The following is a 22374-nucleotide window of genomic DNA, read 5'->3' as shown; positions in this document are numbered from 1 at the left end:
CACCGCGTTCCGGGGAGCCTAAGCCCGGTTGTTTCGACCGGGCAGGCGGCAAAATACCGGCGAAAAATGAGAACCCGGTTACAGCGAAACCGCATAAGCTTTGTCAGCACTGCCCACGAGCCGCGCTTTTATCAACAATAAATCGCGCACCAAGTAGGTGTGGGCCAGGTCGCGATTGGAAAACTCACGCGCGGTTTCCGTCTCGTCAAAGACCAAAATCCACAGTCGCCCGTCGCTCAATCGCACGGGCAGCGCAAAATCCGCCCCGACACCGGGCACCGGGTTTGCCACCAGGTTGTCGCCCTCAAGGGCTTGCATCAGGGTTTCGTCCATTTCCAAGGGACGGTACTGCTTGGGCCAATCCTCTGAATTCACCACATTTTTGCCACGCCCCCAGCCGGCGACAATCGTGCCGTCGGCGGTATCACAGACAAAAACCCGATCAATTTTGAGCTGCCGCGAGAGGTGAAGCGCCCCTAATTCCGCGAAATCTTCGAGGCCGGCGTCGTGATCCAGCAGGCATGCCAACAAACGGGTACGGACGCTTTCCAGTTCGGTTGCGATAAAGTCGTCAACCACGTTGAGAATTTTTGCGGGGAAGTCGGTCGTCATACTTTGCACTAACATCTCAATGCTCCTTTGGGGATGATCACAGATAAACATAAGGGGAGGTTCTGATTTCGAGGCGAATGTCGCCCCACGGGTAGCAGGCTGAAGTAACTGCAATTTGGGTTCCAAAAAACCGCATGCACCTTAAGCCCTCTATTTCTTTTGCTTTAACGCAATCTAAGCGAACCTTTCCGCCACGAGAGACGTCCAGCATCACCAAGCTAATCTTGTTTGTGCGGCAAAACAAGCACTGGCCCGCATTTCTCACAAGGATTCGTCGCGAGATGCTGAAAGCCTTGTGAGGACGAAGATTACGACCGAGAGACAGCGCAGGGGTCCGACCTCTCGGGGTCCGACCTCTCGGGGTCCGACCATTCGGGGTCCGACCTATCGGGGTCCGACCTATCGGCGTAGCAGCGCTACGGTGAAGGTGGCTCGACCGAGTAATGCGGGTGGCCGCCCCGCGGGAGGCCGCCCCGCGGAAGGCAAACCCTCGTAATCGCATGGCTTGCCCCGTAGCAGAATTCCTTGTGAGAAATGCGGGCTAGAGCCACACCCACACCAAAGCGTAGAGGCAGCAAAAACCGAAACCCACCTTACGGCTAATTTGTCCGGGCTGCATGGCAAGTATCGAGAAACCCAGCATGGTCGCACCCAACATCCAGTAGCCACGCGCGGCGACGTCCCAAGGCCCGGCGAGCACCGCGGTTGGAATCGGCACAATGAGCGCGGACACGCCGATCACCAGCGGGATGCTTACCAAACAATCACCGACCAAACCGGTGAGGCCGAGACTGCCTTGCTTGCGCGTTAACCGCAGCAGCAGGAAACTTTCCGGCAAAACAGTGAGCAAACCAAGCAACATCCCCAGCGAGGCACCGGGAACGAGGGTGCCCATTCCTTCCATCCCGGCGGCGACGGCATCAACACTGAAGGAAATCAGCAGGGCGCAACCAAGCAACGCCCCCAAAAGCGCGGCGCCGAGCGACTTGGGTAAACGTTTTGACTTGGTTGGCTTACCCCGTCGGAACAACATCAATGCCTGATAGGCGGCATAACAACCGACCAGCGCCGCCGCATCCCAGCGGGAAACCAAGCCGTCGTGGCAAAGGTATACCAACAGCGCCGCACCCAACCACAACACGGCAAGGGCGATGTTAAAGTCACGGCGCGCTTGAACCGCCTTTTTGCTTTTACCGGAAGCGACACGCACCGTAAGCGGCCCGGCCAGTAAAATGATGGTACCGGTCACCAGGGTGGTATTGGCGATGTTGTTGCCGATATTGAGGTGGATGACCAAATCACCGCTCAACCGGCTCTGCCCAAAAATGCCCAGCATGAGGTTTGGAAAACCGGTGCACAGCGGGGTAAACAGGGTGCCGAGGTGGACGACGCCGAACTGATGACTCTCGAGTTTGGCCAACACAAAAACGACCAATTCGGAAGCGAGTAGCAAGACGGCAACCCCAATCAAGAAAAGCACGTAATAGGGCTGATCGGTCAGTTGAAAACGGCCGTCAAGCCATTCAAAAGGAGACACGTATCTCACCTCAACCAGGAGCGTTGCGAGAAAGCCGTGTTCCGCGCCACTCGGGGCATTAAAAAAGGCCGAACGAGTCGGCCTTCAAGATGGGAATGGAGCGGTGTAAAAGGTTAGCTGCTCTTCTTCAGTTCGGTAAGAACCTGCTTGGCGGCGGCTTTGAGGGTTTCGTAAACACCGATGCCCTTGGGGGCGATGGCTTCAAAAACCGGCTCACCTTTGATGCGCAACTCCTGGGTGAGTTCCTCGGCCGAGAGGGCCGTGGGCAGGTCGCGTTTGTTTAACTGGAGCACGTAGGGAATGGTGGATAAATCAAACCCTTGCTCTTTAAGGTTCTTGTCCAAGTTGTCGATACTTTCGAGGTTGGCGTCGAGACGCGCTTCCTGGGAATCGGCAACAAAGATCACCCCGTCAACCCCTTTGAGGATTAACTTTCGGCTGGCGTTGTAGAACACCTGACCGGGGACGGTGTAGAGGTGAAAACGGACTTTCAGGGAGCGAATGGTGCCGAGATCAAGCGGCAGAAAGTCGAAAAAGAGGGTCCGATCCGTTTCCGTCGCAAGAGAGATCATTTTCCCTTTGTTACGTGGATCCGTTTTTTCGTAAATAAACTGTAGGTTCGTGGTTTTCCCGCACAAACCGGGACCGTAATAAACAATCTTACAGTTTACTTCTCGTGCAGCATAGTTGATAAAAGCCATATTCGAGCACCTGTCCGACCTGAAGTGTGGTAATTGACTTAGCCAAAGAGATTGTCGATGTCGTCATCGGTAATTTCAGCAAAGGCGGCTTCGAGACCGCTGGACGATTCCCGTTGGGCTTTTTCCATAATGGTTTCAAAAATGGAAGCCAGCTCGACCGATGCTTTTTTGACGCGCAAACGAACAAGGCCCAAGGAGGAACGGTGGTCAAAGATGATCACCAGGATGACACGGTTGGCCACAATTGAAATGTGAACGTTGTCGCGCTCGCCCTCATGGAACAGAATCGAAAATTCTTTTTCGCCGATTAACTTTGCCAGCCCATCCGTCGCGGCTACGTTACCAGCCGTCAACGACGCGAGTGAGGTGGGATCAATGTCGCCAATTTCGCCGGCCGCCGCGATTTGCTGGCCGTTCTTATCGACGACAAACACGATTTTTGAACGCGCGTCGATGTGTAACTGGTTGATAACTTTCTGAACCTGCTGCAGTTCTTCGTCATAAAGGATTAAATCCATCGGGTGGAGTTCCTCTCGCAAAAATGTAGGGCAATGTGGCAAGGGATAGCCCATGCTAACGATCAAGTGCTTGTCTAGCAAGACGGAGCCCGTCAACGAGTATAGGCCATCATGCTTAAATGTCTAAGCACAATTTGACAGTCGACCGTCTCTGTTGCGGTTTCACTGCCCATCCCTAAGACTCACGAGTGGGGCGACCACCAATGTACCAACTGAACCCATTTATTTCAAATCCAAATATCGGAAAAAGTTACCGTCCGTATCTTTTCCTACGTTCTGGTTGCCGCGGCCGTCATACGATCCCCGTTCGGCCTCATTTCCCGCCTTTGGTCGCATCAGAAGCGGCGAATTGTGTAAGATGAACCATTCACACGCGGAGGCTTTTTCACGTCCCATGAGTCAATCATCTCACGCCACCACGGTGGTCATCGGAATCGCCGGCGGCAGCGGCTCCGGCAAAAGTACCTTTGCCGATTTGGTGCAGGCCGGACTCGACGACGCCGACCTCGCCATCATTCGCCACGACGCTTATTACAAATCGCTCGACCACCTCACCCTCGACGAACGCAAACAGATCAACTTCGACCATCCGGCCAGCTTGGACACCCAACGCATGATTGAAGACATCAAGCGTTTACGGGCCGGCGAAACCATCGCGGTCCCTCAATACGACTTCAGTCTCTACACCCGTAAAACGCAGGTGGACGAATTGGCCCCGCCCAGCGTACTGATTGTCGAAGGCATTTTGATTTTTTCCGAACCCCGGCTTCGCGATCTTTTTGACATGAAGGTGTTTATCGACACCGACGACGACGACCGCCTCATTCGCCGTCTCAATCGCGACATTGGCGAACGCAGCCGCACCCTGACCGAGGTCTTGAGTCAGTACCAAAACACGGTCAAACCGATGCACCTGGAGTTCGTCGAACCCTCCAAACGCTGGGCCGACATCATCATCCCCCACGGCGGCAAGAACAAGGTGGGTCTCGATCTGCTCTCGCGCAAGCTGCACATGCTGCTCAAACGCGACTATCCCGAACAGCTCCACACCTAACGGAAAGAAACCTAATACCCTTTGTATTCGCCCCAGCGGGAACTGTACTGGTGGCGCGGTGTGGTGTGCGCTTCAATCGCCAGCGCGGCCAGCATCCCCACCAGGCTGAGCACAAAACCGTAGGCACCGAAGCGGGTCGCGGCATAGGCCAGCGGCGTGCCCTTTTTCAAAACTTCGATGTTTTCAACAAACAACACCTCGCAGGCACCGTTGCCGGTGTCGTCGCGCGTCAGGCTGGTACCGCGCACGTTACGCGGTTGGTTGATCGGGTTGTAATCGACCAGCAAACCCTCGACCACCACCTGATCGCCAATGCGAATATCGGCGATTTGTCGCCGTAGGGCGTCGCGGTCGGTAATCAAGTGGTTATTGGAAATGTGGCTGTTGGAAAACAGAAACCCCAAATCCGTGCGGTAGTAACAGGTCCAGGCACCCGACCAAAATTCGCTGTTGAGGTACACCCCGCTTCGGGCGTTGGTGCCGTAAACCACACAAATGTCCTTGGTATCCACGGAGCCGCTGTCGTGGTAGATGTCGCTGAAGCCGGTGATGTTGTTGTGGGTTACCACCAGGCCTTGTAATCGGTATTCGGCGCGCGGCACCACATGGTAGCTATTGCCGGCGTAGGTCAGCTCGAACGGCGCCCTGACGGTGGCTTCTTGCACGGGTTCTAAAAACAAAGCCTCATCCACCTGATCCACGCCGGGCAGGGTCCCTTTGGTCAGGTAACCATAAGCAAACAGCAGGATGCTTCCCGCCAGGGCCAGGTAAAAGAATCGGCGTATGCCGACAAAAGTTGGATTTGCGCTCATAGTTCACTCCCTCCACACCAACAATAAGCAGCGGCGCCCATAAAACCAAGGTTCAGCCTTAATTATCGGTCCATGATGGGCGCAACCACGGATTTCGGCGGCAACGCCCGGCAAAAAGGGACGCCTCCACGCGGTAGCCGACGCTCACAAACCCCATCAGAACGAGACCGAAAGCGGTGGGTTCAACCCAAGCAAGGCTAGCCCGCATTTCTCACAAGGAATTCTGCTACGGGGCAAGCCATGCGATTACGAGGGGGCGGCCTCCCGCATTACTCGGCCGAGTCGCCTTCGCCTCAGCTGCTACGCCGAAAGGTCGGACCCCTGTGCCGTCTCTCGGTCGTAATCTTCGTACTCACAAGGCTTTCTGCTTCTCGCGACGAATCCTTGCGAGAAATGCGGGCTAGGTTATGGCGCCATCAAGCGCACCAACACAAAACCCAACCAGGCGGCCAAAAGGGTTCCAAGCGCGTTCGCGCCCCACTGCAAAAAGGCATCGCCAAAACGGCCGGCAACCCACAAGGCCAAGGTTTCCACGGCGAAGGTACTGAAGGTCGTGAGCGCGCCCAACAAGCCGGTTTGCAGGCACAAGCGCAGGTGGGGATCCATCGGTTTGGTGTGCAACCAGCCCATGAGGCAGCCGGCAAGGAAACAGCCCAAGAGGTTGGCGACCAAGGTGCCCAACACCAACCGCGAACCCATGGGATTCAGCCACAATGCCAAACCGTAACGGGCAAGGGCACCAAGCGCGCCCCCTATCGCGACCACCAACCACATCATCCTTCACCCCCGCGGAGCCAAACCCTATCGGAGAAGCACGAGGCAGGCAGATCTCAAATCAGCCCGCCCCGAAACCACCTGTTAGGGGCAGCCTACACCATACTTTTCCATTCAAACAACAGGTCGAGGGCTTTGCGCGGTGTCAGTTCATCGACTTCCAGTGCCCGCAAGGCGTCTAATACGGGCGAAGGTTCGGGTCCAAACAAACTGAGCTGGAGTGGTGCGGCTTGAGCGGCGGCGGCCGGATCGGGCTTCTTGGCGGCGGCCAAGCGCGGTTTACCCGTGGTATCCAGTTCATTTTTTTCGAGGTTACTCAGAATTTCCCGACCGCGGCGCACGACCTCACCGGGTAAACCGGCCAACTGCGCGACGTGAATGCCGTAACTCTGGTCGGCGGCACCGCGTTCGATACGCCGCAGAAAGACAATTTTGTTCTTCCACTCTTTGACGGTGATGTGCAGGTTGGTCACGCCTTCGCAGAGTTTTTCGAGATCGGTCATCTCGTGGTAATGGGTGGCGAACAGTGTTTTGGCACCGATGCGCTCTTTGTCGTGAAGGTACTCGGCAACAGCCCAGGCAATCGACAAACCGTCGAAGGTGGAGGTACCTCGCCCAATTTCATCCATGATGATGAGGCTGCGTGGGCCCGCGTGGTTCAAAATATTGGCGGTTTCGGTCATTTCGACCATAAAGGTCGACTGCCCGCGCGCCAAATGGTCGCTGGCCCCCACGCGCGTAAAAATCCGATCAACCACGCCGATATCCGCCTTGCTCGCGGGAACATAAGAGCCCATCTGCGCCATCAAGGTAATCAGGGCGACTTGCCGTAGGTAGGTACTTTTACCACCCATGTTGGGACCGGTGATAATGAGCACCCGATCCTCGCGGTTGTTGAGGAAGGTGTCGTTGGCGATAAAAGGTTCCTCGGACAGGGACTCGACCACGGGATGGCGCCCGTCGATGATTTCGAGCTCATCGCTATCGGACATGTTGGGACGGCAGTAGTTGCGCTGGACGGCCAGTTCGGCCAAAGCGGCGTGTAAATCAATTTGCGCAACGGTTCGCGACCAGGTACGCAAGTGATTGATGCGGTCCTGACAATGGCGCAGCAGTTCGCTGTAGAGGCGGGCTTCGATTTCGAGAATTTTCTCCTCGGCACCCAGAATTTTGGTTTCGTATTCCTTGAGTTCCCCGGTGATATAGCGCTCGGAGTTGACCAGGGTTTGTTTGCGCACGTAGTGTTCGGGCACTTTGGCGGTATGGACCTTGCCGACCTCGATGTAATAGCCAAATACCTTGTTGTACTGCACCTTGAGCTTGGGAATACCGGTCACCTCGCGCTCGCGTGCTTCAATCTGCGCCAATATGGCACGTGAATCGCGGCGCAGGGTGCGTAATTCGTCCAGTTCGGCGTCAACGCCGTCGGCCATGTAACCGCCGTCGCGCATGTGGCTGGGCGGTTCGTCGGGCAGGGATTTGAGAATGTGTTCGTGCATGCCCCACAAAGCGCTGAACAGGTCGTCATCGAGCCCGTAACGGTCGGGGACAACCTCATCGAGTTGGTTGACAATATCGGGAATTTTGCCCAAGGCCTCGGCGATCCCCAATAAATCCCGTGGATTGATATTGCCCATCGCCAGACGGCTGACCTGACGGTCCAAGTCGGGAACGCCGCCCAACACGGCACGCATTTCGGTACGGGGGATGGTGCCGGTGACGAAAGAGGTGACATAGGTCTGGCGCGCGACGATTTCAGCCACATCGGTGAGCGGCTGGAGAATCCACTCTTTGAGTAAGCGCGAGCCCATCACGGTGCGGCACATATCGATTTGACCCAGCAGGCTTTCGGTGCGGTTGCCGTCAAACAAGGAGCGGGTCAGCTCGAGGTTGCGTTGGGTGGTGCCGTCGAGCACCATGTAGGCGCTTTGGTTGAGCACTTTAAGACTTTGAAGGTGGGATGCTTTGGATTTTTGGGTTTGGTAGATGTAACTCAGTGCGGCACCGGCGGTGCGCGTGGCCAGGTCAAGGGGCTCGAGACCGTAACCGTCGAGGGTAAGGGTTTCAAAGTGGTCGAGTAATTGTTGGCGCGCGTAGTCTTTGCCGAAATACCAATCGTCGATGGGCGTGACGCAGCGTTCCTTGAGGAAGCCGGGATCGATGCGTTCCAGGTCGTCGGTTTCGCGGACCAACAGTTCGGCCGGGTCCTTAGCGGTCAACAAGTCCATGAGTTGAAGGTAGGCCTGTTCGCCCTCAAGTTGGGACACTTCAAACCGTCCGGTAGAAAACTCCATGAAGGCGACGCCGAGGCGGTCGCCCTCGTCGAGAATTGCGGCAAGGTACTGGAATTCTTTGCCTTCCATACAATTCTCATCGAGCACGGTGCCAGGGGTTACGACACGGGTGACCTCGCGCTGGACGATGCCTTTGCCGTCCTTGGGATCGGAGACCTGATCGCAAACGGCAACGCGCTGACCGAGCTTTATGAGCTTGGCAATGTAATTTTCGGCGGCGTGATGGGGAATGCCGCACATGGGCGCCTCGGAGGCGGTGCCGCGGCCCCGTTTGGTGAGGGTAATCCCCAATAATCCAGCGGCCTTAATTGCGTCGTCAAACATCATTTCGTAAAAGTCGCCCATGCGGAAAAACAGAATCTCGCGCGGGTATTCTTTTTTGATGGCGTGGTATTGGGCCATCATCGGTGTCATTTTGGCACCGTCTTTCTTGTTAGCGCCGCGTTTTTTGCCGGCGCCGGCAGCCTTAGTCATGGTGGTTCGCCCCTTGGTTCGGGCTGATCGGTTCGGGATGGGTCTCGGCCGCGGTCGGCTTGGGATAAAGCTTTAGGGAAACAACCGTTAGACTGGCGCACGTGATGCCGCACAGATCGGCGATAAAGTCGGCGGCCGAGGCGCCGCGGTAGTTCAAAAAGCTTTGGACCCCTTCAATTAACAAGCCGTAACATAGCCAGATCAGCCAATTCAAAGCGTGTATTTTAAAAGAAAAGCGGGTAACCCGCGGGAAAAAATCGTAGTTAAGGCTAAGGTGACCCAACAGGAAAAGGACAAAAAAAGCACCGAAGTGGAGCACTTTATCTTGATGGGCAAAGGGCAGACCGACAGCGGACCGGGTAAATGCTTGGTAACTGATAAAGTCGAGCAGTAGCAACAGGACAATGCTGGCCATCCAGCGGTAAGGAAAGACGAGGCCGACCAAGGTGGCGGCGGTCGTTCTCAAGAACTGCAAGGTACGGCTCCTAGCTCTTTTCCACGGATAAAAAGCACCGCGGTCACGCCGAGACGGCGCGTCTGCTTACCATAGAGGATAGTTGAAATCTAAATCAAGCGTAGGATGCTTGCGAAGCAGATTTCCGGGAACGGCCGCGGCGGCGCCCTCCTTTGGCCACGGAATCCAAGAGCGGAGCGGCCGGCCATGAACCACAGGCGCTCACCCCAGGGGACGGCTTGCGAAAACAAAGGCAAATAGAGCACTTATCAGCCTGATTTTTTTACGGTTTTCACGCAATCGCCGCACCGTAACCCAGAACCCGGGGCACGATTGACGCCAAGAGAAGCCCGTGGAATCAGGGATGCCGCTGTGGTAATTTAGGTGGTGAAAAACCCCAGATCGATTGTTAAGATAGGGCACTTTTGACCAGCGACCGCCCGCGGGTCCCAACACCCCGCGGCGCACCATGCTGAAAAGTGCAGACAAGGAGACATCCATGGCCAGTTTGAATAAAGTCACGCTTATCGGTAATTTGGGCAAAGATCCCGAGGTCCGTTACACCAAGTCACAGACCCCCTTCGCCCGTTTTTCCCTGGCCACGACTGAAGAATACAAAGATCAGCAAGGCGAGCGCCAAAAGAAGACGATGTGGCACAACATCGTGGTTTGGGGCAAGCAAGCCGAAATCGCGGGTCGTTACTTACACAAGGGAAAACAGATTTATCTGGAGGGGCGCATTGAGTACCGTGAGTACGATGACCAAAACGGTCAGCGCCGCAACATCACCGACATCCGTTGCGACCGCTTCGTCATGCTGGGCCGTGCAAGCGACGGCCCCGGTCCCCGCGAGGGCGGCTTCGGCGGCGGCTCCGGTGGTTACGGCGGCGGCGGTGGCGGTGGCGGCTTCGACGGCGGTTCAGGCGGCGGCGGTGGCGATGCCCGGCCCATGTCGTTCGGCGGCAACAATGAAGGCGGCGGCGGCGGCCCGAAACCCATGACGTTCGGCGGTAATTCCGGCGGTAGCGGTAACGGCAGCGGCGGCGGTGGCGGCGACTACGACATGCCGAACAGTGATTTCAGTGACGACGATATCCCGTTCTAGTAGGCTCGCTAAAACCTAGTTGGGGATGCTTGGCGGCGCACTTGCGCCATCTGTTGGGGCGCAACGTGCAGAAAAAATGCGCAAAGTACCTTTCAGGTAGACTCGCATCTTACCCAATCGGTTTCGCTTCAACACCTTGCATAACCGCGCTAACGCGTTTTGCACAGGTTCGGTAAAAACGCAAATAGCCACCCGCACGGGTGGCTATTTGTTTTTGTTGGGAAAATTTTAAACGAGTAACAATGTGGTGAGCTTAACGAGCTTGGGCCGCGCGGCGTGCTTCGTTTTTCTTTAAGTTGGTGTTAATCGTGTGAAGTTCCTCTTCGAGATCGTGGCACACATGTTCGACTTGATGTTCAATGTCGACAATTTCCTTATTAATGGACTCGCATTGTTTGATCGACTGTTCCATCAAAATAATGTCACTCTCGATATCTTTCAGGCGCATTCACTTCCTCCTTAACCCAAGTTGAATGCCTCGCAACTTTTCGCGGCCGACGCACCTAACCACGCCGGCCGACAGAGATGTTTTCGACGCATGACCTCGGGAACTCAAGAAGGAATTTTACTTTTTTCCAAAAATTCTTCCTTTTTCTCGGGCACCCCAAAAGAAAATCACTTTAAAAAAAACAGTTACAACAAAGGTTCATACCTGGCACAGGATCGTAAAAAGGTCTCTTTCTGTCGTCTTTTCCCAAACAAAAAAACGATTACCGCGCCGCCACGCCGAAAATCGGGCGGCACCCCATTCACCACGCGGAACCTGCCTCCGGCTCGTGAGGCTGGATGAATTGCATGATGACGACATCGTGCCACCGACCCCCCATAAAGCCGATCTGTTTTTGGGTGCCGACCACCTCAAAACCCAGCTTCAAATTACAATCGATGCTTGCCTGATTCTCCGCAAAAACCTTGGCCACGAGATGGCGATAACCCAACCGGCGCGAGCGGGCGATCAGGGCCCGTTTAACAAGACTGCCGTAACCACGCCTTAGATACGCTATGTGGATGTATACCGAGGTTTCACAAGCGAACCGATAACCCTCGCGATCACTGTAGCGCTTAATCGCCCCCCAGCCGAGCATCACACCTTTGCCTTCAAGAACCAGCAAAAACTCTCGTGCATCCAAGCGCCTCAATTGAGCCTGGATCACGGCCTCGGTTTTTTCGACGGTGTCCATGGTCGCCCCACCGCGCCGAACGGCCTGGTTGTAGATTTCCGCAACGGCGGCGGCATCTTCGGCGGCGGCATCCCGCAAAAGATGCCCCTCCGGCAGGCCAATCTCAAATTCGTCCGTGGTGATCACCGTCACGCCCCCGATGAGTCTCGTCCTTTTTAGAAGTCGCCGCGTCGCAGATGTTCAAGGCCGCGTCGAACCAGAAATACAACGGTTCCCAGTTCAAACAAGCCAAGGCCGACCGCGTAGGGAATGATTTTGGACCCCTGTACATCCGGCCAATAAAGGTGCATGAGCAATTCGTTCACCAGCGGACTCTCGAAACTCAAACGCAGCAACACGTGAATAAAGGTGACAAACAAGCCGGCCGCCATCAAGAGGAACCCGCCGGTGGAAACGATCATCTTCAGTGGGTTGTCAACACCGGGATCGATAAACAACATCCCCAGGCCTAAACCCAAACCAATCATGAACAGGGTGTCCCAGAAAACGCCCAGCCCCAAAACGAAAAGCTCCCAGTTTCCCAAATCCATCAACACCCCGGAGAGCAGGTTGAGGGCAAGAGAAAAGCCCAGAGACGGAATCCCAAACACCAAAAACTTGCCACGCACGTAGCGTCCCCAGCCGTCCGGCGCAGTTTTCATCAGCCAAATGGCCTGGCCGTCGTTGCTGAAGGAGGTAAAGACAAAACGGCTCACCAAGGAGAGCGAGATAAACGCGATAAACCCAGAATTGCCCAAAGCCAACTCGTAAAGGGAGCCGCCAAACGGATTTTTGGGGAGTTTGGTGACGGAAAAAAGGTAGAGTCCCAGCAGGGATAGGAGCACAAAGATTTGCGACCACTGCGATGGGTCTCGTAAAAACAGCAAAATCTCACGGGCTTCCTGGGCCCAAGCGGGACGGGTTAACGCGCGACTGAGGAAGGTATCGTCGGCGTGTCGCATTTGTATATCCCCTTCCCCACTCAGAGATTGCAGGGCACGATCCCAGGAGCGCCGGTACACCCGATGGGCAACACCCATAAATAAAAGACAAGCACCGGAAAAAGCGCCGGTCAAGTACAGGCTGTACTCCAGCCCCGGACCCCAAACGCGGCCACTCACGGCGGCGAGAATGTTGGCGGCCCAAGTGGCCGGGTTCCATTGGTACGCATCCAGGTTAATCACATCGCTAAATCCGCGAAACCGGTCCAGACCGCCAGGTCCGATAAACTGTTCGGGCTCCAGGTAGCGAAATAAGAATATGACCCCGGCCACCAGCACGATGGTCAACACCAAAAACACCTGATGCACCCGTTTGGCGGGAAACACTTTGACCAGCAACATACACAGGATGGCCGAAAACAAGGTGGGAAAGGACGCCAGCATGGCGAGAATAAGCACGCCAAACGGCGGCGCCCACCACGGCGCCCCGGCAAGATCGAGGTAGATCCAGATGAAGGGCCCACCGAAGAGCAACAACATCCAGTTGGACTGCATATAAACCTGGCTAAACCGGTAAATGGCCCAACTGTTAAAGTTAACCGGCAACCCGAATTGGAACTCCAAATCACGACTCATATAAAAGTGGGCGATGGCGTTGGTCAAGCTGGACATTAAACCGACACCCAGGGAAATCACCAGGAGAATTTGTAACAGTCTTGAGGCAAGCAGCAAGCCATAAACCGGTTGTTGGAAGATGAAGGTCAGCAGCATGATGCTGAGTTTGATGTAACCCCAATAAAAAAATGCCCCGAACAAACCCAGCCCGATGAAAACCACCGGTCGCGCGCGAAAGTTAACGAGGAAACGGTTTTTTACTTGGGCGTGGTTGAGGCGGCCGAGGAGGAGGAAATCGCGGATCACTGGGGAATCACCTCACGCATTTCTTCGTTGCGTTGGTCTTTGGTGAGCGCCATGAACACGGCTTCCAAATCGCCGTCGTTGGCCTCAATGCGTTCAGTCAGCGCGGGGATCGATTCGTTCGCAACCAACCGCCCCTTGTGGATGATGCCGACTTGATCGCAAAGCTGCGCGGCGACCTCAAGCGTGTGGGTGGACATGAACACGCTTTTGCCGCTTTTCGCAAAATCCAGGATCAATTGTTTGACCTGCTTGGCGGCACGCGGGTCTAAGCCGACCATGGGTTCGTCGACAATCAGCAAATCGGGTTCGTGAAGTAGCGCGGCTGCAAGCACCAACTTTTGCCGCATGCCGTGGGAAAAACGCTCGATCAGTTGGTTGCCGAATTCACCCAGTTGGAACTGCTCCAACAGGCCTTGGCCCCGTCGTTTCACCACCTCGGTGGGCAACCGCCGCAAGCTTCCGAGGAAACGCAACAGTTCGTTGGCGGTGAGTTTGCCGTACAAAAAGGGCCGGTCCGGCACGTAACCGAGTCGGTTCAGGATTTCATTGCGATTTTTTCGATAGGTGTGCCCAAAAATGCGCAGATCACCCTCATCTTGTTCAAGGATTCCGGTAATCATCCGAATCGTGGTGGTTTTGCCCGCCCCGTTGGGACCCAAAAAGCCAAAGACCGTCCCCTCCGGTACGTGCAGGCTTAGTCCGTTCACCGCCACGAAGTTCTGGTAGGATTTAACAACACCGTCCAATTTGATCATGGTTCCCTCAATGACAAGTTAGCCGGTCAGAACACTAAGCGGCCCCGAACCAACCCCGTAGCGAAACACAAGTTTTGCGTGAATGCCCCATTCTAACCCAAATTCTCAAAAGATCGCGTGTTCCAGGTCGCGATTGATGCATCAGGGCCCCGTCGCCCCAGGATACGGACCATCCATGAACCTTTTACTGATCGAACGCGCGCCTTTTAAGGCCTTCATGTCTCAGACGCGCCACCTCCGCAAAAAGGCGATGTTGGCGGTTGCTTTTTGTCTCGTCGCCTCGAGTTTCCACTGCCGTAAAAAGGAAATCACCGCGCCGCCGGCGGCGCCCGTGGTGGAAAAACCGGCGATTAATTACGAAATGGAGACGGCGATTGCAGCCATTGAGGCGTCTCACCTGTTTTACCGCATGGGCTTGGAAACCCTTGCCGAGGGTGACGGAAACCAAGCGCGCGATTACTTCGACCGCGCCCTTTGGGAATTGATCGACTGCCGCCCGGAAGATGCGGCCGCGCGCGATATGCTGGCGGCCGAGGGACGCATCATGGTGGCCCAAATCCACCGCGCCGAACGCGAGGCAACCACAAGCGCCCCGCTCCTTCCCGCGGCCGACCCCTCCGCGTTGACCAGCCTGTTGGACGACGCCTTGTTGGAGTTGGAACTGCGAGAAATCGATGCGGGCGAATCGCTTGTAACCGGCCGCAACAACACCGCCATCGATTACGACATGCCGATCATTTCCAACCGTGTGGTCGAAAGCTTCATCCGCGCCTTTTCGACGGATAAAGCGCACATCATCGGTGCCGCCTTGGAACGCTCCACCCGCTACCTCCCCATGATGCGGCAAATCTTCGCCGAGGAAGGTCTGCCGCTCGATCTGTGTTATTTGCCCTTGATTGAATCGGCATACAAAAACCAAGCGCGTTCCCACGCCTCGGCGGTCGGCCTGTGGCAGTTCATTGCGAGCACGGGCCGTATCTACAAATTGCGGGTCAACTGGTGGCTGGATGAACGCATGGAGCCGGAAGCGGCGACCCGAAGCGCGGCCCACATGCTCAAGGAACTTTACGAAGAATTCGACGACTGGTACTTGGCCCTGTGCGCCTACAACGCGGGGCCTGGCCGGGTCCGCCGCGCGATTCGCCGGGGCGGTACCCGCGATTTTTGGCAACTGGCGCGCCGCCGCTTGCTACCAAGAGAAACGATTGGGTACGTGCCCGCCTTCATCGCCGGGGTCACCATCGCCAAGAACCCCCAAAAATACGGGTACGCGGGTATCGATTACCAAGAGCCCGTCGCGTTAACGGCAATTGAAGTAAACGAAGGTTTTGAAGTTAAAGCGCTTGCCAAGCACATGCAACTTCCCGCCGAAGAACTTTTGGCCTACAACCAACATTTCATTCGCGGGGTCACCCCGGACGGCACCCGTTCCCGACTGTACGTGCCGGCGGCACGATACGCACAAGCAAAGGCGGCAATCCAGACCCTACCCGAGGCGGAACGCATGTCATGGCGCCGTTACGTCTTGAAACGCGGCGACACGCTGGGCCGTCTGGCGCAACAATTTGGGACCAGTGTCAAAGCGCTGCAAACCCTCAACAACATTCGCAATCCGCGTGCCTTGCGCGTCGGCCAAACGCTGATGATCCCCAAGGGGAGCCGCGGCTTTTATCCGTTGGTCCGCAAAAAGTCCGGTGAGGACGCACGGCTCCCGGTGAAAACCATGAGCTACGAAGTACAAAAAGGCGACACGCTTTACCTGATCTCCAAACGCTTCCAAACCACGATTCCCTCGCTCACCGAACACAACCAGCTCGACGATCCCTTTAACTTGGTCGCGGGCACCGCCTTGAACGTCCATCAGGGAGATCGATGGGAACGGCGCCGACGGGGCACCAACCGTTCAAGGGGTTACACGACCTACCGCGTCAAACGCGGCGATTCTCTTTCTAAAATCGCCTCGCGCTTCGGCATGGGCTGGCAGCGTTTGGCCAATTACAACGGACTCAAGAAAAGCAGCGTGCTCCAAGTGGGCCGACGTCTGCGTATCCCGAGTGGCAAAACCAACAAGGCGGGCAGTTCGGCTACCAAACAAGCCAAGGTGGTTACCTACCGCATTCGCAAGGGCGATACCTTGTCCCAAATTGCAAAACGCTATCGCGTGAGTGTCTCCCAAATTAAGAAGTGGAACAAACTCGGTTCCAGCAGCCGGATCCACGCGGGACAAACGCTCCGCCTTTACCTTTAACCACGACCACGGGAACGGGACAACTCGGCGAAACCGCGCTTTCTTCAGTATGGGTCCGATCCGAGTCCCAATAAAATTGCCGCCGTAACGGAAAGGCGGGCTAACGCGGAATACACATAAAAAAACCCCTTCACAGCGAAGTGTGAAGGGGTTTTTTGTTGATGCCGATAACGGTGATTATTCCGTCAGTTCAACGGTCAAGGTGACATTGCTGAACGCGCTGTAGGCACGGACACCAATGTAGTACGTCCCCGCGGTCAGCGAGTTAAGTGAGCAGTTTTCGCTGTTGCCGTTGCGGTAGGGACGGCAATCGTAGGAACTGGTGGTTGGCTGGGAACCGCGACGGACATAGAGATCCGCGTCCCCGCTGCCACCGCTGATGCTGATATTCATGGTCGCGGCGCAACTGGGAACCACCACCTCACGGTATACCCAGTTTGAACGCGATGCACTCAAACCGCTCTCCGAGCTGTTGGGGAGATCGCAACCGGCGCCAGGTTCGTCGTAGGACGCGGTTAAGGTTAAGCCACTGTAGCTGCTGTAGGCACGGATGCCGATATGGTAGGTGCCGGCTTGCGGGGTGGCCACGGTGCAGGTTTCCGCGTTGCCGCTCCGGTAAGGACGGCAGTCGTAGGTACTGGTGGTCGGGGCGGAGCCAAAACGGGTGTACAGGTCGGCGTCGCCGCTGCCGCCGCTCATGGCGATATTCAAGTTGCGCGCGCCGGCGGGTACGTTCACGGTGAAGAATTGGAAGTTGCCGGTGCTTCCAGAGAGGTTGGTCACGGGCACGCCGTTACCAAGACCGCCGTCGCCACCGTCACCGCCGTCACCGCCGTCACCGCCGTCGGTGCCGGTGGAACCATCGCCGCCGTCGCCGCCGTCGCCGCCGTCGGTGCCGGTACCACCACCGTCACCGGAGAGGTCACCCTTGGCCAATTCACCCATATAGGCGGCGGCCATTTTGGCAAAGTTAAAGGCGTGGGCGGAATCGTTGCCCAAGTTGGCATAGGTATCGCGGCTGGTGTGGATGTTGCGGTTGTACTGAGACATGCGTGATTCAAACGGCATTGAGGCAGGGAAACCGCGGTTGGTCCAACTGGCGTGATCGGAGCAGGCATAACCGCAACGATCCGTCGCCCAAGGCACACCCACGTAGGTATCGATGATGTTTTGCAGGAAGCTGTTTTGGGGGCTGTTGGTGTAATCGGTCATCAACACGATGTCTTCAGCCGACCCTTTGTACGCGGTCATATCCAATTGGATCACGCCCACGACATCGATTCCTTGGCTTTGGTATTGGGCGGCAATGGCACCTGAACCACGCAGACCGACTTCCTCGGCGGCGTAGGCCATAAATTTCACGGTGCGGCGCGGTTTGAAGTCGCTGACCATGGCGCTGCGAATCACCTCAGTGAAGGTGGCAACACCGGAAGCATCATCATCGGCACCGGGCGCTTGGCCCGAGGCACCGCCGTTAATGGAATCGGCGTGGCCCCCAATAACAACCACCTCGTTGGGCAAATCAGAACCCTGAATGGTCAAAATCAAACTGGGTTGCGCCCAACTGTGGTTGAAGAATTCAACGGTGACATCCGAACGGTTGGCAGCGTAGCTTTCCCACAAACCTTTTAACCAGTTCATAGCGTCGACGCTGGTTTGGGTGGTGTAATAACGGGTGTAATAACTTGAAAATTGAATAATTACGTCTTCGATCTTTTGCTGGTCGAGGTTGCTCAACAAGGCTTGAACAGTGGTCCCGTTGTCAATCGTATACTCAACAAACTTGTTGTTAACGGCTTTGGTCCGGTACTGATTGTCGATGGCTTTTAAGGCTTCCTCGCGGGAAGCGTGGATGATGTAACCACCGCAGCGGTGATGTTCGTGGTGAATGTTTTGGCTCAGTTCCAGCAAATGAGCCGTCGGCACCTCGGCCATGTAATGATCTTCTTCACCCACTTTGATCATCGCCTTTTTTGCGCTCCAGCCAGATTTGCGCAAGGTGTGTACCAAGGTGGGAATTTTTTCAGCGTCAAAGGTAATCCAAACGGATTCCTTAGCCTCCAGTTCGGGGTCGCCGGCCATTAGCAAAGACGACAAACAGAGCAACGCCGCCGTCAATAAATAAAACCACTTCTTCATGGTTCTCTCCTCTGAATTTGCTTCAAACCACAAGTCGATAGAGCGAGATTTTCCTGGAAACAAACCCTTGATCGGAGAAGGAAACGCCGCAAACCTTGCAGGCATCAATAACAAGAAATTCCGAGGGCAAGGGCTGTACGACATAAGTCATAAAAGGACAAAGGACTTGTGGATGTTCACACCCTATCACAACAGGAAAAGACTTTGAAAAGATTTTGTAAACAAGTTTTACATAAGTCACAACATTCGGTATTTCAGTTAAAAACCCTAACTTTCTCTTGATTTGCACCTCGCCGAGCGAATGCCGTGGACGGGTACCGCCGCCAAAAATCCCCCATGACAACCCAATCCTTCCTTTGAATGACGCCCGCGTTAACTTTTGATGAGACGTCCCGCAATGCGGCATTTTGGGGTTGCGCCCAAACCCATTCCTCGCTAAGGTTTTCACCTAAGAAGCGCTGACGCGGGGATTTTAGCTAAATCTCTGGGCTGCAACGGCCTGTAAAAATACTCACCGCACCCAGTGGGTGCGCGTCGTGCGCGACCCCGGCCCGTTTTTCCCAAGCCATTTCGCTCCAGATCTTTAGCCAAATTCCCTCGCTTCAGCGCCTCTTAGGTTTTAAGACATAGGGCTCTCCTTTCACTCTGCCGCTTAAAAGGCGGTAACGCTTTTGACTTCACCACCCACACCTCTTTCGTGAGTGGAGTCCTCACCCTACCGACGCTAATCGAAGAGGTCCTTCTTTTATGGTTCTAGGTGTGCTTTTCTCGATTTGCCTCCATTATTTACCACCCGTCAACCACGGGTTGTCGGAATGGTCCCCGGTCACGGTGGATCAACTGGAAGGTAGTCGGCTCGTCTGCCAATCCGCCCAGCTCTCGCTGGACGCGCCCGGCCCGGAATGGCAGTGGCTTCACCTCAAAAAAGCACGGCGTTCTCATTTCGTCGCTCTTGAGCCGGGTGGTGCAAAGTACTTCGTCTCCCTCAAAAAAACCCCGGCGCCGCCGGAAAACGGCGAGCAGTTAACCCAATGGTTCCTCAAACACCTTGAACCCCTCAAGACCCCCAACGCCAAATGGCGCGCCCTAACGTATCAGCGCTTGAACCAGTTTCAAGAGCCAACCTTCCGCGTCAGTATTGATGAACGGCTACCAGACGGAGCAGCCCAAATCCTTCACGTGGTGCTGAGTACCGGTGCGTTTGGGTTCATGGCGTCAACCCACCTGCCGGCAAACCAATCGCCCCAACAGTTTGACAACTTCGTGGCTTCTTACCGCTATGTCGCACCACCACCGGAACTGACCCCCGCCTCATTGGTTTGGTCCCTGCTCACCTTGTTGAACTTGGTCATTGTCGCCGGAAGCGCCACGGTGGGGAAAGGCATCAACGCATTCACCGGCAAACCGGTGATTAACGGCGCGAAAATCGGGGCGGTTTTGGTGATTCTGTTGCTGGCGGGTCAGGTGCCTCAATTTTGGGCCTGGATCGGTTTCCATATGGATCCGCAACAAGGACAACGCTTGAGCACCATCATGGCCTCGGGTCTCTTGCCACTTTCGTTTGCCATGTTTTTGTCGCGTCGCTTCGCGGAACGGAAACGTCACTTTTACAGACGTTTCTAATCGGCGTTCGGGCCGGGCACCACAAAACCTTGCGCTCCATACTTTTTCAGTTTGCGATACAAGGTCGCGGTTCCAATCCCCAACTCCTTGGCTGTATGGGTTTGGTTGCCGTTTTTCCGCGCCAAGGTGGTGAGGATCATGTCCCGCTCCATCTCGGCAAGTGTTTGTTCTCCTGGTCGCGGCAAAAGCGTCCCGCCGTCCTCACGTACCTCGACCGGTAAATCGCCGGGCGTAACCCGTCCCGCCAACGCCATTACCACGGCATGCTCAATGGCGTTTTGCAGCTCGCGAACATTGCCTTCCCATTGGTAACGCTGAAGGCAGTCGGCCGCCTCGGGTGTAAACCCTGACAAATCGTTCCGTCCCAAACGGGTTCCGATGGTATCCAAAAAATGCCGCGCGAGTGGCATGATATCGGCACGACGATCCCGCAACGGCGGAATGTGGATCTCAATAACTTTCAGACGATAGTACAGATCCTGACGAAAGCGCCCCTCACGTACTTCCAACCGCAGGTCGCGGTTGGTGGCGGCCACGAGGCGAACGTCAATCGGACGGTCATGGTTCTCTCCGACGCGCCGCACGGTGCGTTCCTGTAACACCCGCAACAGCTTAACCTGCATATTCAGGGGAAGTTCGCCAATTTCATCGAGAAACAGGGTTCCCCCGGAGGCGGCCTCAAAGAGGCCGGGTCGGTCTTGGGTAGCACCGGTGAAGGCGCCGCGTTTGTGGCCAAACAACTCACTTTCCAGCAAACTCTCGCTCACCGCGCCACAGTTCACCGCGAGGAAGGGCCGCCGCAAACGCGCCGAGTCCTCGTGGATGACCTTGGCAATGCGCTCCTTACCGGCCCCACTTTCACCAGTCACCAACACCACCGAATCCACCTTGGCAACCCGTTTGGCCAGGTCGAGACAACGCAACATGACCGGATCACGAGCAATCATGTCGGCCGGGACCGCGGATTGGGCCGTGGGAACCCGCGCTCGGATCTGCTGCTCCAACGCTTTGAGTTGTTCGGCGGCGGTATGTAAGGCGTGGTCCAGGCATGGGGATTGGTAATAGGTCTGCAGATTCTCAAGCTCCTCACCCCACGCGTCGGCGTATTTGGCCACGATGGTGCACACCGCATCCCCTTGGCCACAGCATTTGGTCTCTTTGGCCAGCACCTCACGGCCTTGAGCCAAGCTCATATAGCCCGAGGCAAAACCGGTTAATGCCCAGCAAACGGCCTCATCCGAAACGCCGAGGTGAAGTAAATGCTGTTCGGCCTCGTAGGACTCTCGCCAAACAGCCCAAGCAAGGTGCTCCTTGTGGCGACCTTCGCTGTCCTCAGGCACCTCGATTTGAACATGGCCCTGCAATTGGTGCAGGCGCCCGCCGGCGCGGCGCCAATCGGATGCCGAGTCCCAGGGAAAATCGTCTTTCATGTTTTTGGCGGTAACCCATCCGTGGAAATACCCCATACGGGTCAAAAGACCGCGGGCGACGTGGTTCCCAAACATAGTGACCAGTTCCTTGCGCAAAATGCCGAGGGCCAGGGGATCAAAAATGAGCGCCCGCCGTCCATTAAAAGCAACCAGGCTGTCGTCGAAGCTGAGCAACTCCTGTAAATCCAGCTCGGAAAACTTCACAAGCGCCTCCAAATCGGCCAACCTATTTCAAAATGATTGACCCACCTTATCATAATGAACGAATCACACAAGCTAGATGTGTTGTCCACGGACGCCGGTACCACCCTTACTCTTTTAAATCAAGCGAGATAGCAAGCCCGCCCGCAACTTGGCACAGGCCTTGTTATATCCTTTTTCCGTCAACACAACATGTGTCCTGATCACCGGAGGTATGACATGAGCCAAGATTTGAAAGCCAAAATTGAAGACCTGAACAGCTTGATTCTCGAGGGTAAGGCCTTGGAAGGATTCGAAAAGTACTACGCCGAACATATCGAGATGAGTGAAAACGACGACGCCCCATTCGTGGGAAAAGACCTCAACCGCAAACGCGAAGAAGAATTTTTCAACAGCATCACTGAATTCCGCGGCGCGGCGGTCAAAGAAGTAACGGTCGGCGATAATGTCACCATGGTGTTATGGCACTTCGACTACACCCACAAAGATTGGGGCGTGAAAACCTACGACCAAGTTGCGATTCAATGGTGGGAAAACGGATTAATCGTCAAAGAGCGCTTCATCTACAAGCCCTAACCAAACCGAAACAGCGATCCGACTGAACGCCACCCGATTGTCGCT

General features: G+C 55.7%; 20 protein-coding genes and 1 pseudogene. 6 read left to right on the top strand and 15 right to left on the bottom strand.

What is annotated here, in order from left to right; all coding sequences use genetic code 11:
- Positions 1-78: 78 nt before the first annotated feature.
- Positions 79-627, bottom strand: coding sequence for a hypothetical protein (locus tag J3U88_RS23920; RefSeq protein WP_207861518.1), 549 nt, complete (start codon positions 625-627; stop codon positions 79-81).
- 327 nt (positions 628-954) lie between these two features.
- Between J3U88_RS23920 and J3U88_RS35400 the strand changes: the two are divergent.
- A pseudogene (locus J3U88_RS35400) lies at positions 955-1023 on the top strand (pentapeptide repeat-containing protein); the annotation flags it as partial.
- A gap of 130 nt (positions 1024-1153) precedes the next feature.
- Here J3U88_RS35400 and J3U88_RS23910 read toward each other — a convergent pair.
- The 3 genes from J3U88_RS23910 to J3U88_RS23900 all read right to left on the bottom strand — a co-directional run bounded on the left by J3U88_RS23910 (position 1154) and on the right by J3U88_RS23900 (position 3368).
- Positions 1154-2149, bottom strand: coding sequence for a hypothetical protein (locus J3U88_RS23910; protein ID WP_207861517.1), 996 nt, complete (start codon positions 2147-2149; stop codon positions 1154-1156).
- Between the two features lie 113 nt (positions 2150-2262).
- Positions 2263-2850 (bottom strand): GTP-binding protein, encoded by a 588-nt coding sequence (locus tag J3U88_RS23905; RefSeq protein ID WP_207861516.1) that lies wholly within the window; start codon positions 2848-2850, stop codon positions 2263-2265.
- Between the two features lie 38 nt (positions 2851-2888).
- Positions 2889-3368, bottom strand: coding sequence for a roadblock/LC7 domain-containing protein (locus J3U88_RS23900; protein WP_207861515.1), 480 nt, complete (start codon positions 3366-3368; stop codon positions 2889-2891).
- A 394-nt stretch (positions 3369-3762) separates the two neighbouring features.
- Between J3U88_RS23900 and udk the strand changes: the two genes are divergently transcribed.
- Entirely contained in the window at positions 3763-4422 is a 660-nt protein-coding gene (gene udk / locus J3U88_RS23895) for a uridine kinase (RefSeq protein WP_207861514.1), read from the top strand.
- A gap of 11 nt (positions 4423-4433) precedes the next feature.
- On the opposite strand, the gene J3U88_RS23890 is transcribed toward udk, so the two are convergent.
- From J3U88_RS23890 to J3U88_RS23875, 4 genes are all read right to left on the bottom strand, one after another.
- Positions 4434-5234 (bottom strand): hypothetical protein, encoded by an 801-nt coding sequence (locus J3U88_RS23890; RefSeq protein WP_207861513.1) that lies wholly within the window; start codon positions 5232-5234, stop codon positions 4434-4436.
- Between the two features lie 405 nt (positions 5235-5639).
- Complete coding sequence (gene crcB, locus J3U88_RS23885) at positions 5640-6011, bottom strand: fluoride efflux transporter CrcB (protein ID WP_207861512.1); 372 nt, start codon at positions 6009-6011, stop codon at positions 5640-5642.
- Positions 6012-6103: 92 nt separating this feature from the next.
- On the bottom strand, positions 6104-8776 hold the full coding sequence (mutS, locus tag J3U88_RS23880; RefSeq protein WP_207861511.1) for a DNA mismatch repair protein MutS: 2673 nt from the start codon (positions 8774-8776) through the stop codon (positions 6104-6106).
- Entirely contained in the window at positions 8769-9251 is a 483-nt protein-coding gene (locus J3U88_RS23875; protein WP_207861510.1) for a VanZ family protein, read from the bottom strand. The genes mutS and J3U88_RS23875 overlap by 8 nt, the downstream gene beginning before the upstream one ends.
- 478 nt (positions 9252-9729) lie before the next feature.
- On the opposite strand from J3U88_RS23875, the gene J3U88_RS34765 reads away from it, so the two are divergent.
- Positions 9730-10335: a single-stranded DNA-binding protein gene (locus J3U88_RS34765; RefSeq protein ID WP_207861509.1), complete on the top strand. Its 606-nt coding sequence runs from the start codon at positions 9730-9732 to the stop codon at positions 10333-10335.
- A gap of 253 nt (positions 10336-10588) precedes the next feature.
- Here J3U88_RS34765 and J3U88_RS23865 read toward each other — a convergent pair whose 3' ends face one another.
- The 4 genes from J3U88_RS23865 to J3U88_RS23850 all read right to left on the bottom strand — a co-directional run bounded on the left by J3U88_RS23865 (position 10589) and on the right by J3U88_RS23850 (position 14112).
- A complete protein-coding gene (locus J3U88_RS23865) occupies positions 10589-10783 on the bottom strand; it encodes a hypothetical protein (protein WP_207861508.1) in 195 nt (64 codons plus the stop codon).
- A gap of 301 nt (positions 10784-11084) precedes the next feature.
- The gene (locus J3U88_RS23860) at positions 11085-11648 is read right to left on the bottom strand and encodes a GNAT family N-acetyltransferase (RefSeq protein WP_207861507.1); all 564 of its coding nucleotides are present in this window, start codon (positions 11646-11648) and stop codon (positions 11085-11087) included.
- A gap of 23 nt (positions 11649-11671) precedes the next feature.
- Positions 11672-13357 (bottom strand): putative ABC transporter permease subunit, encoded by a 1686-nt coding sequence (locus J3U88_RS23855; RefSeq protein ID WP_207861506.1) that lies wholly within the window; start codon positions 13355-13357, stop codon positions 11672-11674.
- Positions 13354-14112: an ABC transporter ATP-binding protein gene (locus J3U88_RS23850; protein WP_207861505.1), complete on the bottom strand. Its 759-nt coding sequence runs from the start codon at positions 14110-14112 to the stop codon at positions 13354-13356. The genes J3U88_RS23855 and J3U88_RS23850 overlap by 4 nt, the downstream gene beginning before the upstream one ends.
- Before the next feature lie 175 nt (positions 14113-14287).
- Here J3U88_RS23850 and J3U88_RS23845 point away from each other — a divergent pair, with 175 nt between their 5' ends.
- Positions 14288-16360 (top strand): LysM peptidoglycan-binding domain-containing protein, encoded by a 2073-nt coding sequence (locus tag J3U88_RS23845; RefSeq protein ID WP_207861504.1) that lies wholly within the window; start codon positions 14288-14290, stop codon positions 16358-16360.
- Between the two features lie 177 nt (positions 16361-16537).
- On the opposite strand, the gene J3U88_RS23840 is transcribed toward J3U88_RS23845, so the two are convergent.
- Both J3U88_RS23840 and J3U88_RS23835 read right to left on the bottom strand, forming a co-directional pair.
- Positions 16538-18499 carry a M20/M25/M40 family metallo-hydrolase gene (locus J3U88_RS23840; protein ID WP_207861503.1) on the bottom strand — a complete coding sequence of 654 codons (1962 nt, stop codon included), beginning with the start codon at positions 18497-18499 and terminating at the stop codon, positions 16538-16540.
- Positions 18500-18521: 22 nt separating this feature from the next.
- The gene (locus J3U88_RS23835) at positions 18522-18842 is read right to left on the bottom strand and encodes a hypothetical protein (RefSeq protein WP_207861502.1); all 321 of its coding nucleotides are present in this window, start codon (positions 18840-18842) and stop codon (positions 18522-18524) included.
- 404 nt (positions 18843-19246) lie between these two features.
- Here J3U88_RS23835 and J3U88_RS23830 point away from each other — a divergent pair, with 404 nt between their 5' ends.
- Complete coding sequence (locus J3U88_RS23830) at positions 19247-20122, top strand: hypothetical protein (protein ID WP_207861501.1); 876 nt, start codon at positions 19247-19249, stop codon at positions 20120-20122.
- Here the strand turns inward: J3U88_RS23830 and J3U88_RS23825 are convergent.
- Positions 20119-21756 carry a sigma 54-interacting transcriptional regulator gene (locus J3U88_RS23825; RefSeq protein WP_207861500.1) on the bottom strand — a complete coding sequence of 546 codons (1638 nt, stop codon included), beginning with the start codon at positions 21754-21756 and terminating at the stop codon, positions 20119-20121. The genes J3U88_RS23830 and J3U88_RS23825 overlap by 4 nt on opposite strands.
- A 216-nt stretch (positions 21757-21972) precedes the next feature.
- Here J3U88_RS23825 and J3U88_RS23820 point away from each other — a divergent pair, with 216 nt between their 5' ends.
- Positions 21973-22329: a nuclear transport factor 2 family protein gene (locus J3U88_RS23820; protein WP_207861499.1), complete on the top strand. Its 357-nt coding sequence runs from the start codon at positions 21973-21975 to the stop codon at positions 22327-22329.
- The last annotated feature ends 45 nt before the right edge of the window (positions 22330-22374 follow it).

This window comes from Acanthopleuribacter pedis (assembly GCF_017377855.1).
Lineage (GTDB): Bacteria > Acidobacteriota > Holophagae > Acanthopleuribacterales > Acanthopleuribacteraceae > Acanthopleuribacter > Acanthopleuribacter pedis.
This window is presented reverse-complemented; position numbering and strand designations above follow the sequence as displayed.

Coding starts and splice junctions, on each gene's coding strand:
- J3U88_RS23890 (WP_207861513.1), bottom strand. CDS start 5,234: ATGAGCGCAAATCCAACTTTTGTCGGCATACGCCGATTCTTTTACCTG.
- J3U88_RS23840 (WP_207861503.1), bottom strand. CDS start 18,499: ATGAAGAAGTGGTTTTATTTATTGACGGCGGCGTTGCTCTGTTTGTCG.
- J3U88_RS23850 (WP_207861505.1), bottom strand. CDS start 14,112: ATGATCAAATTGGACGGTGTTGTTAAATCCTACCAGAACTTCGTGGCG.
- J3U88_RS23905 (WP_207861516.1), bottom strand. CDS start 2,850: ATGGCTTTTATCAACTATGCTGCACGAGAAGTAAACTGTAAGATTGTT.
- J3U88_RS23820 (WP_207861499.1), top strand. CDS start 21,973: ATGAGCCAAGATTTGAAAGCCAAAATTGAAGACCTGAACAGCTTGATT.
- mutS (WP_207861511.1), bottom strand. CDS start 8,776: ATGACTAAGGCTGCCGGCGCCGGCAAAAAACGCGGCGCTAACAAGAAA.
- J3U88_RS34765 (WP_207861509.1), top strand. CDS start 9,730: ATGGCCAGTTTGAATAAAGTCACGCTTATCGGTAATTTGGGCAAAGAT.
- J3U88_RS23900 (WP_207861515.1), bottom strand. CDS start 3,368: ATGGATTTAATCCTTTATGACGAAGAACTGCAGCAGGTTCAGAAAGTT.
- crcB (WP_207861512.1), bottom strand. CDS start 6,011: ATGATGTGGTTGGTGGTCGCGATAGGGGGCGCGCTTGGTGCCCTTGCC.
- udk (WP_207861514.1), top strand. CDS start 3,763: ATGAGTCAATCATCTCACGCCACCACGGTGGTCATCGGAATCGCCGGC.
- J3U88_RS23830 (WP_207861501.1), top strand. CDS start 19,247: ATGGTTCTAGGTGTGCTTTTCTCGATTTGCCTCCATTATTTACCACCC.
- J3U88_RS23865 (WP_207861508.1), bottom strand. CDS start 10,783: ATGCGCCTGAAAGATATCGAGAGTGACATTATTTTGATGGAACAGTCG.
- J3U88_RS23920 (WP_207861518.1), bottom strand. CDS start 627: ATGTTAGTGCAAAGTATGACGACCGACTTCCCCGCAAAAATTCTCAAC.
- J3U88_RS23845 (WP_207861504.1), top strand. CDS start 14,288: ATGAACCTTTTACTGATCGAACGCGCGCCTTTTAAGGCCTTCATGTCT.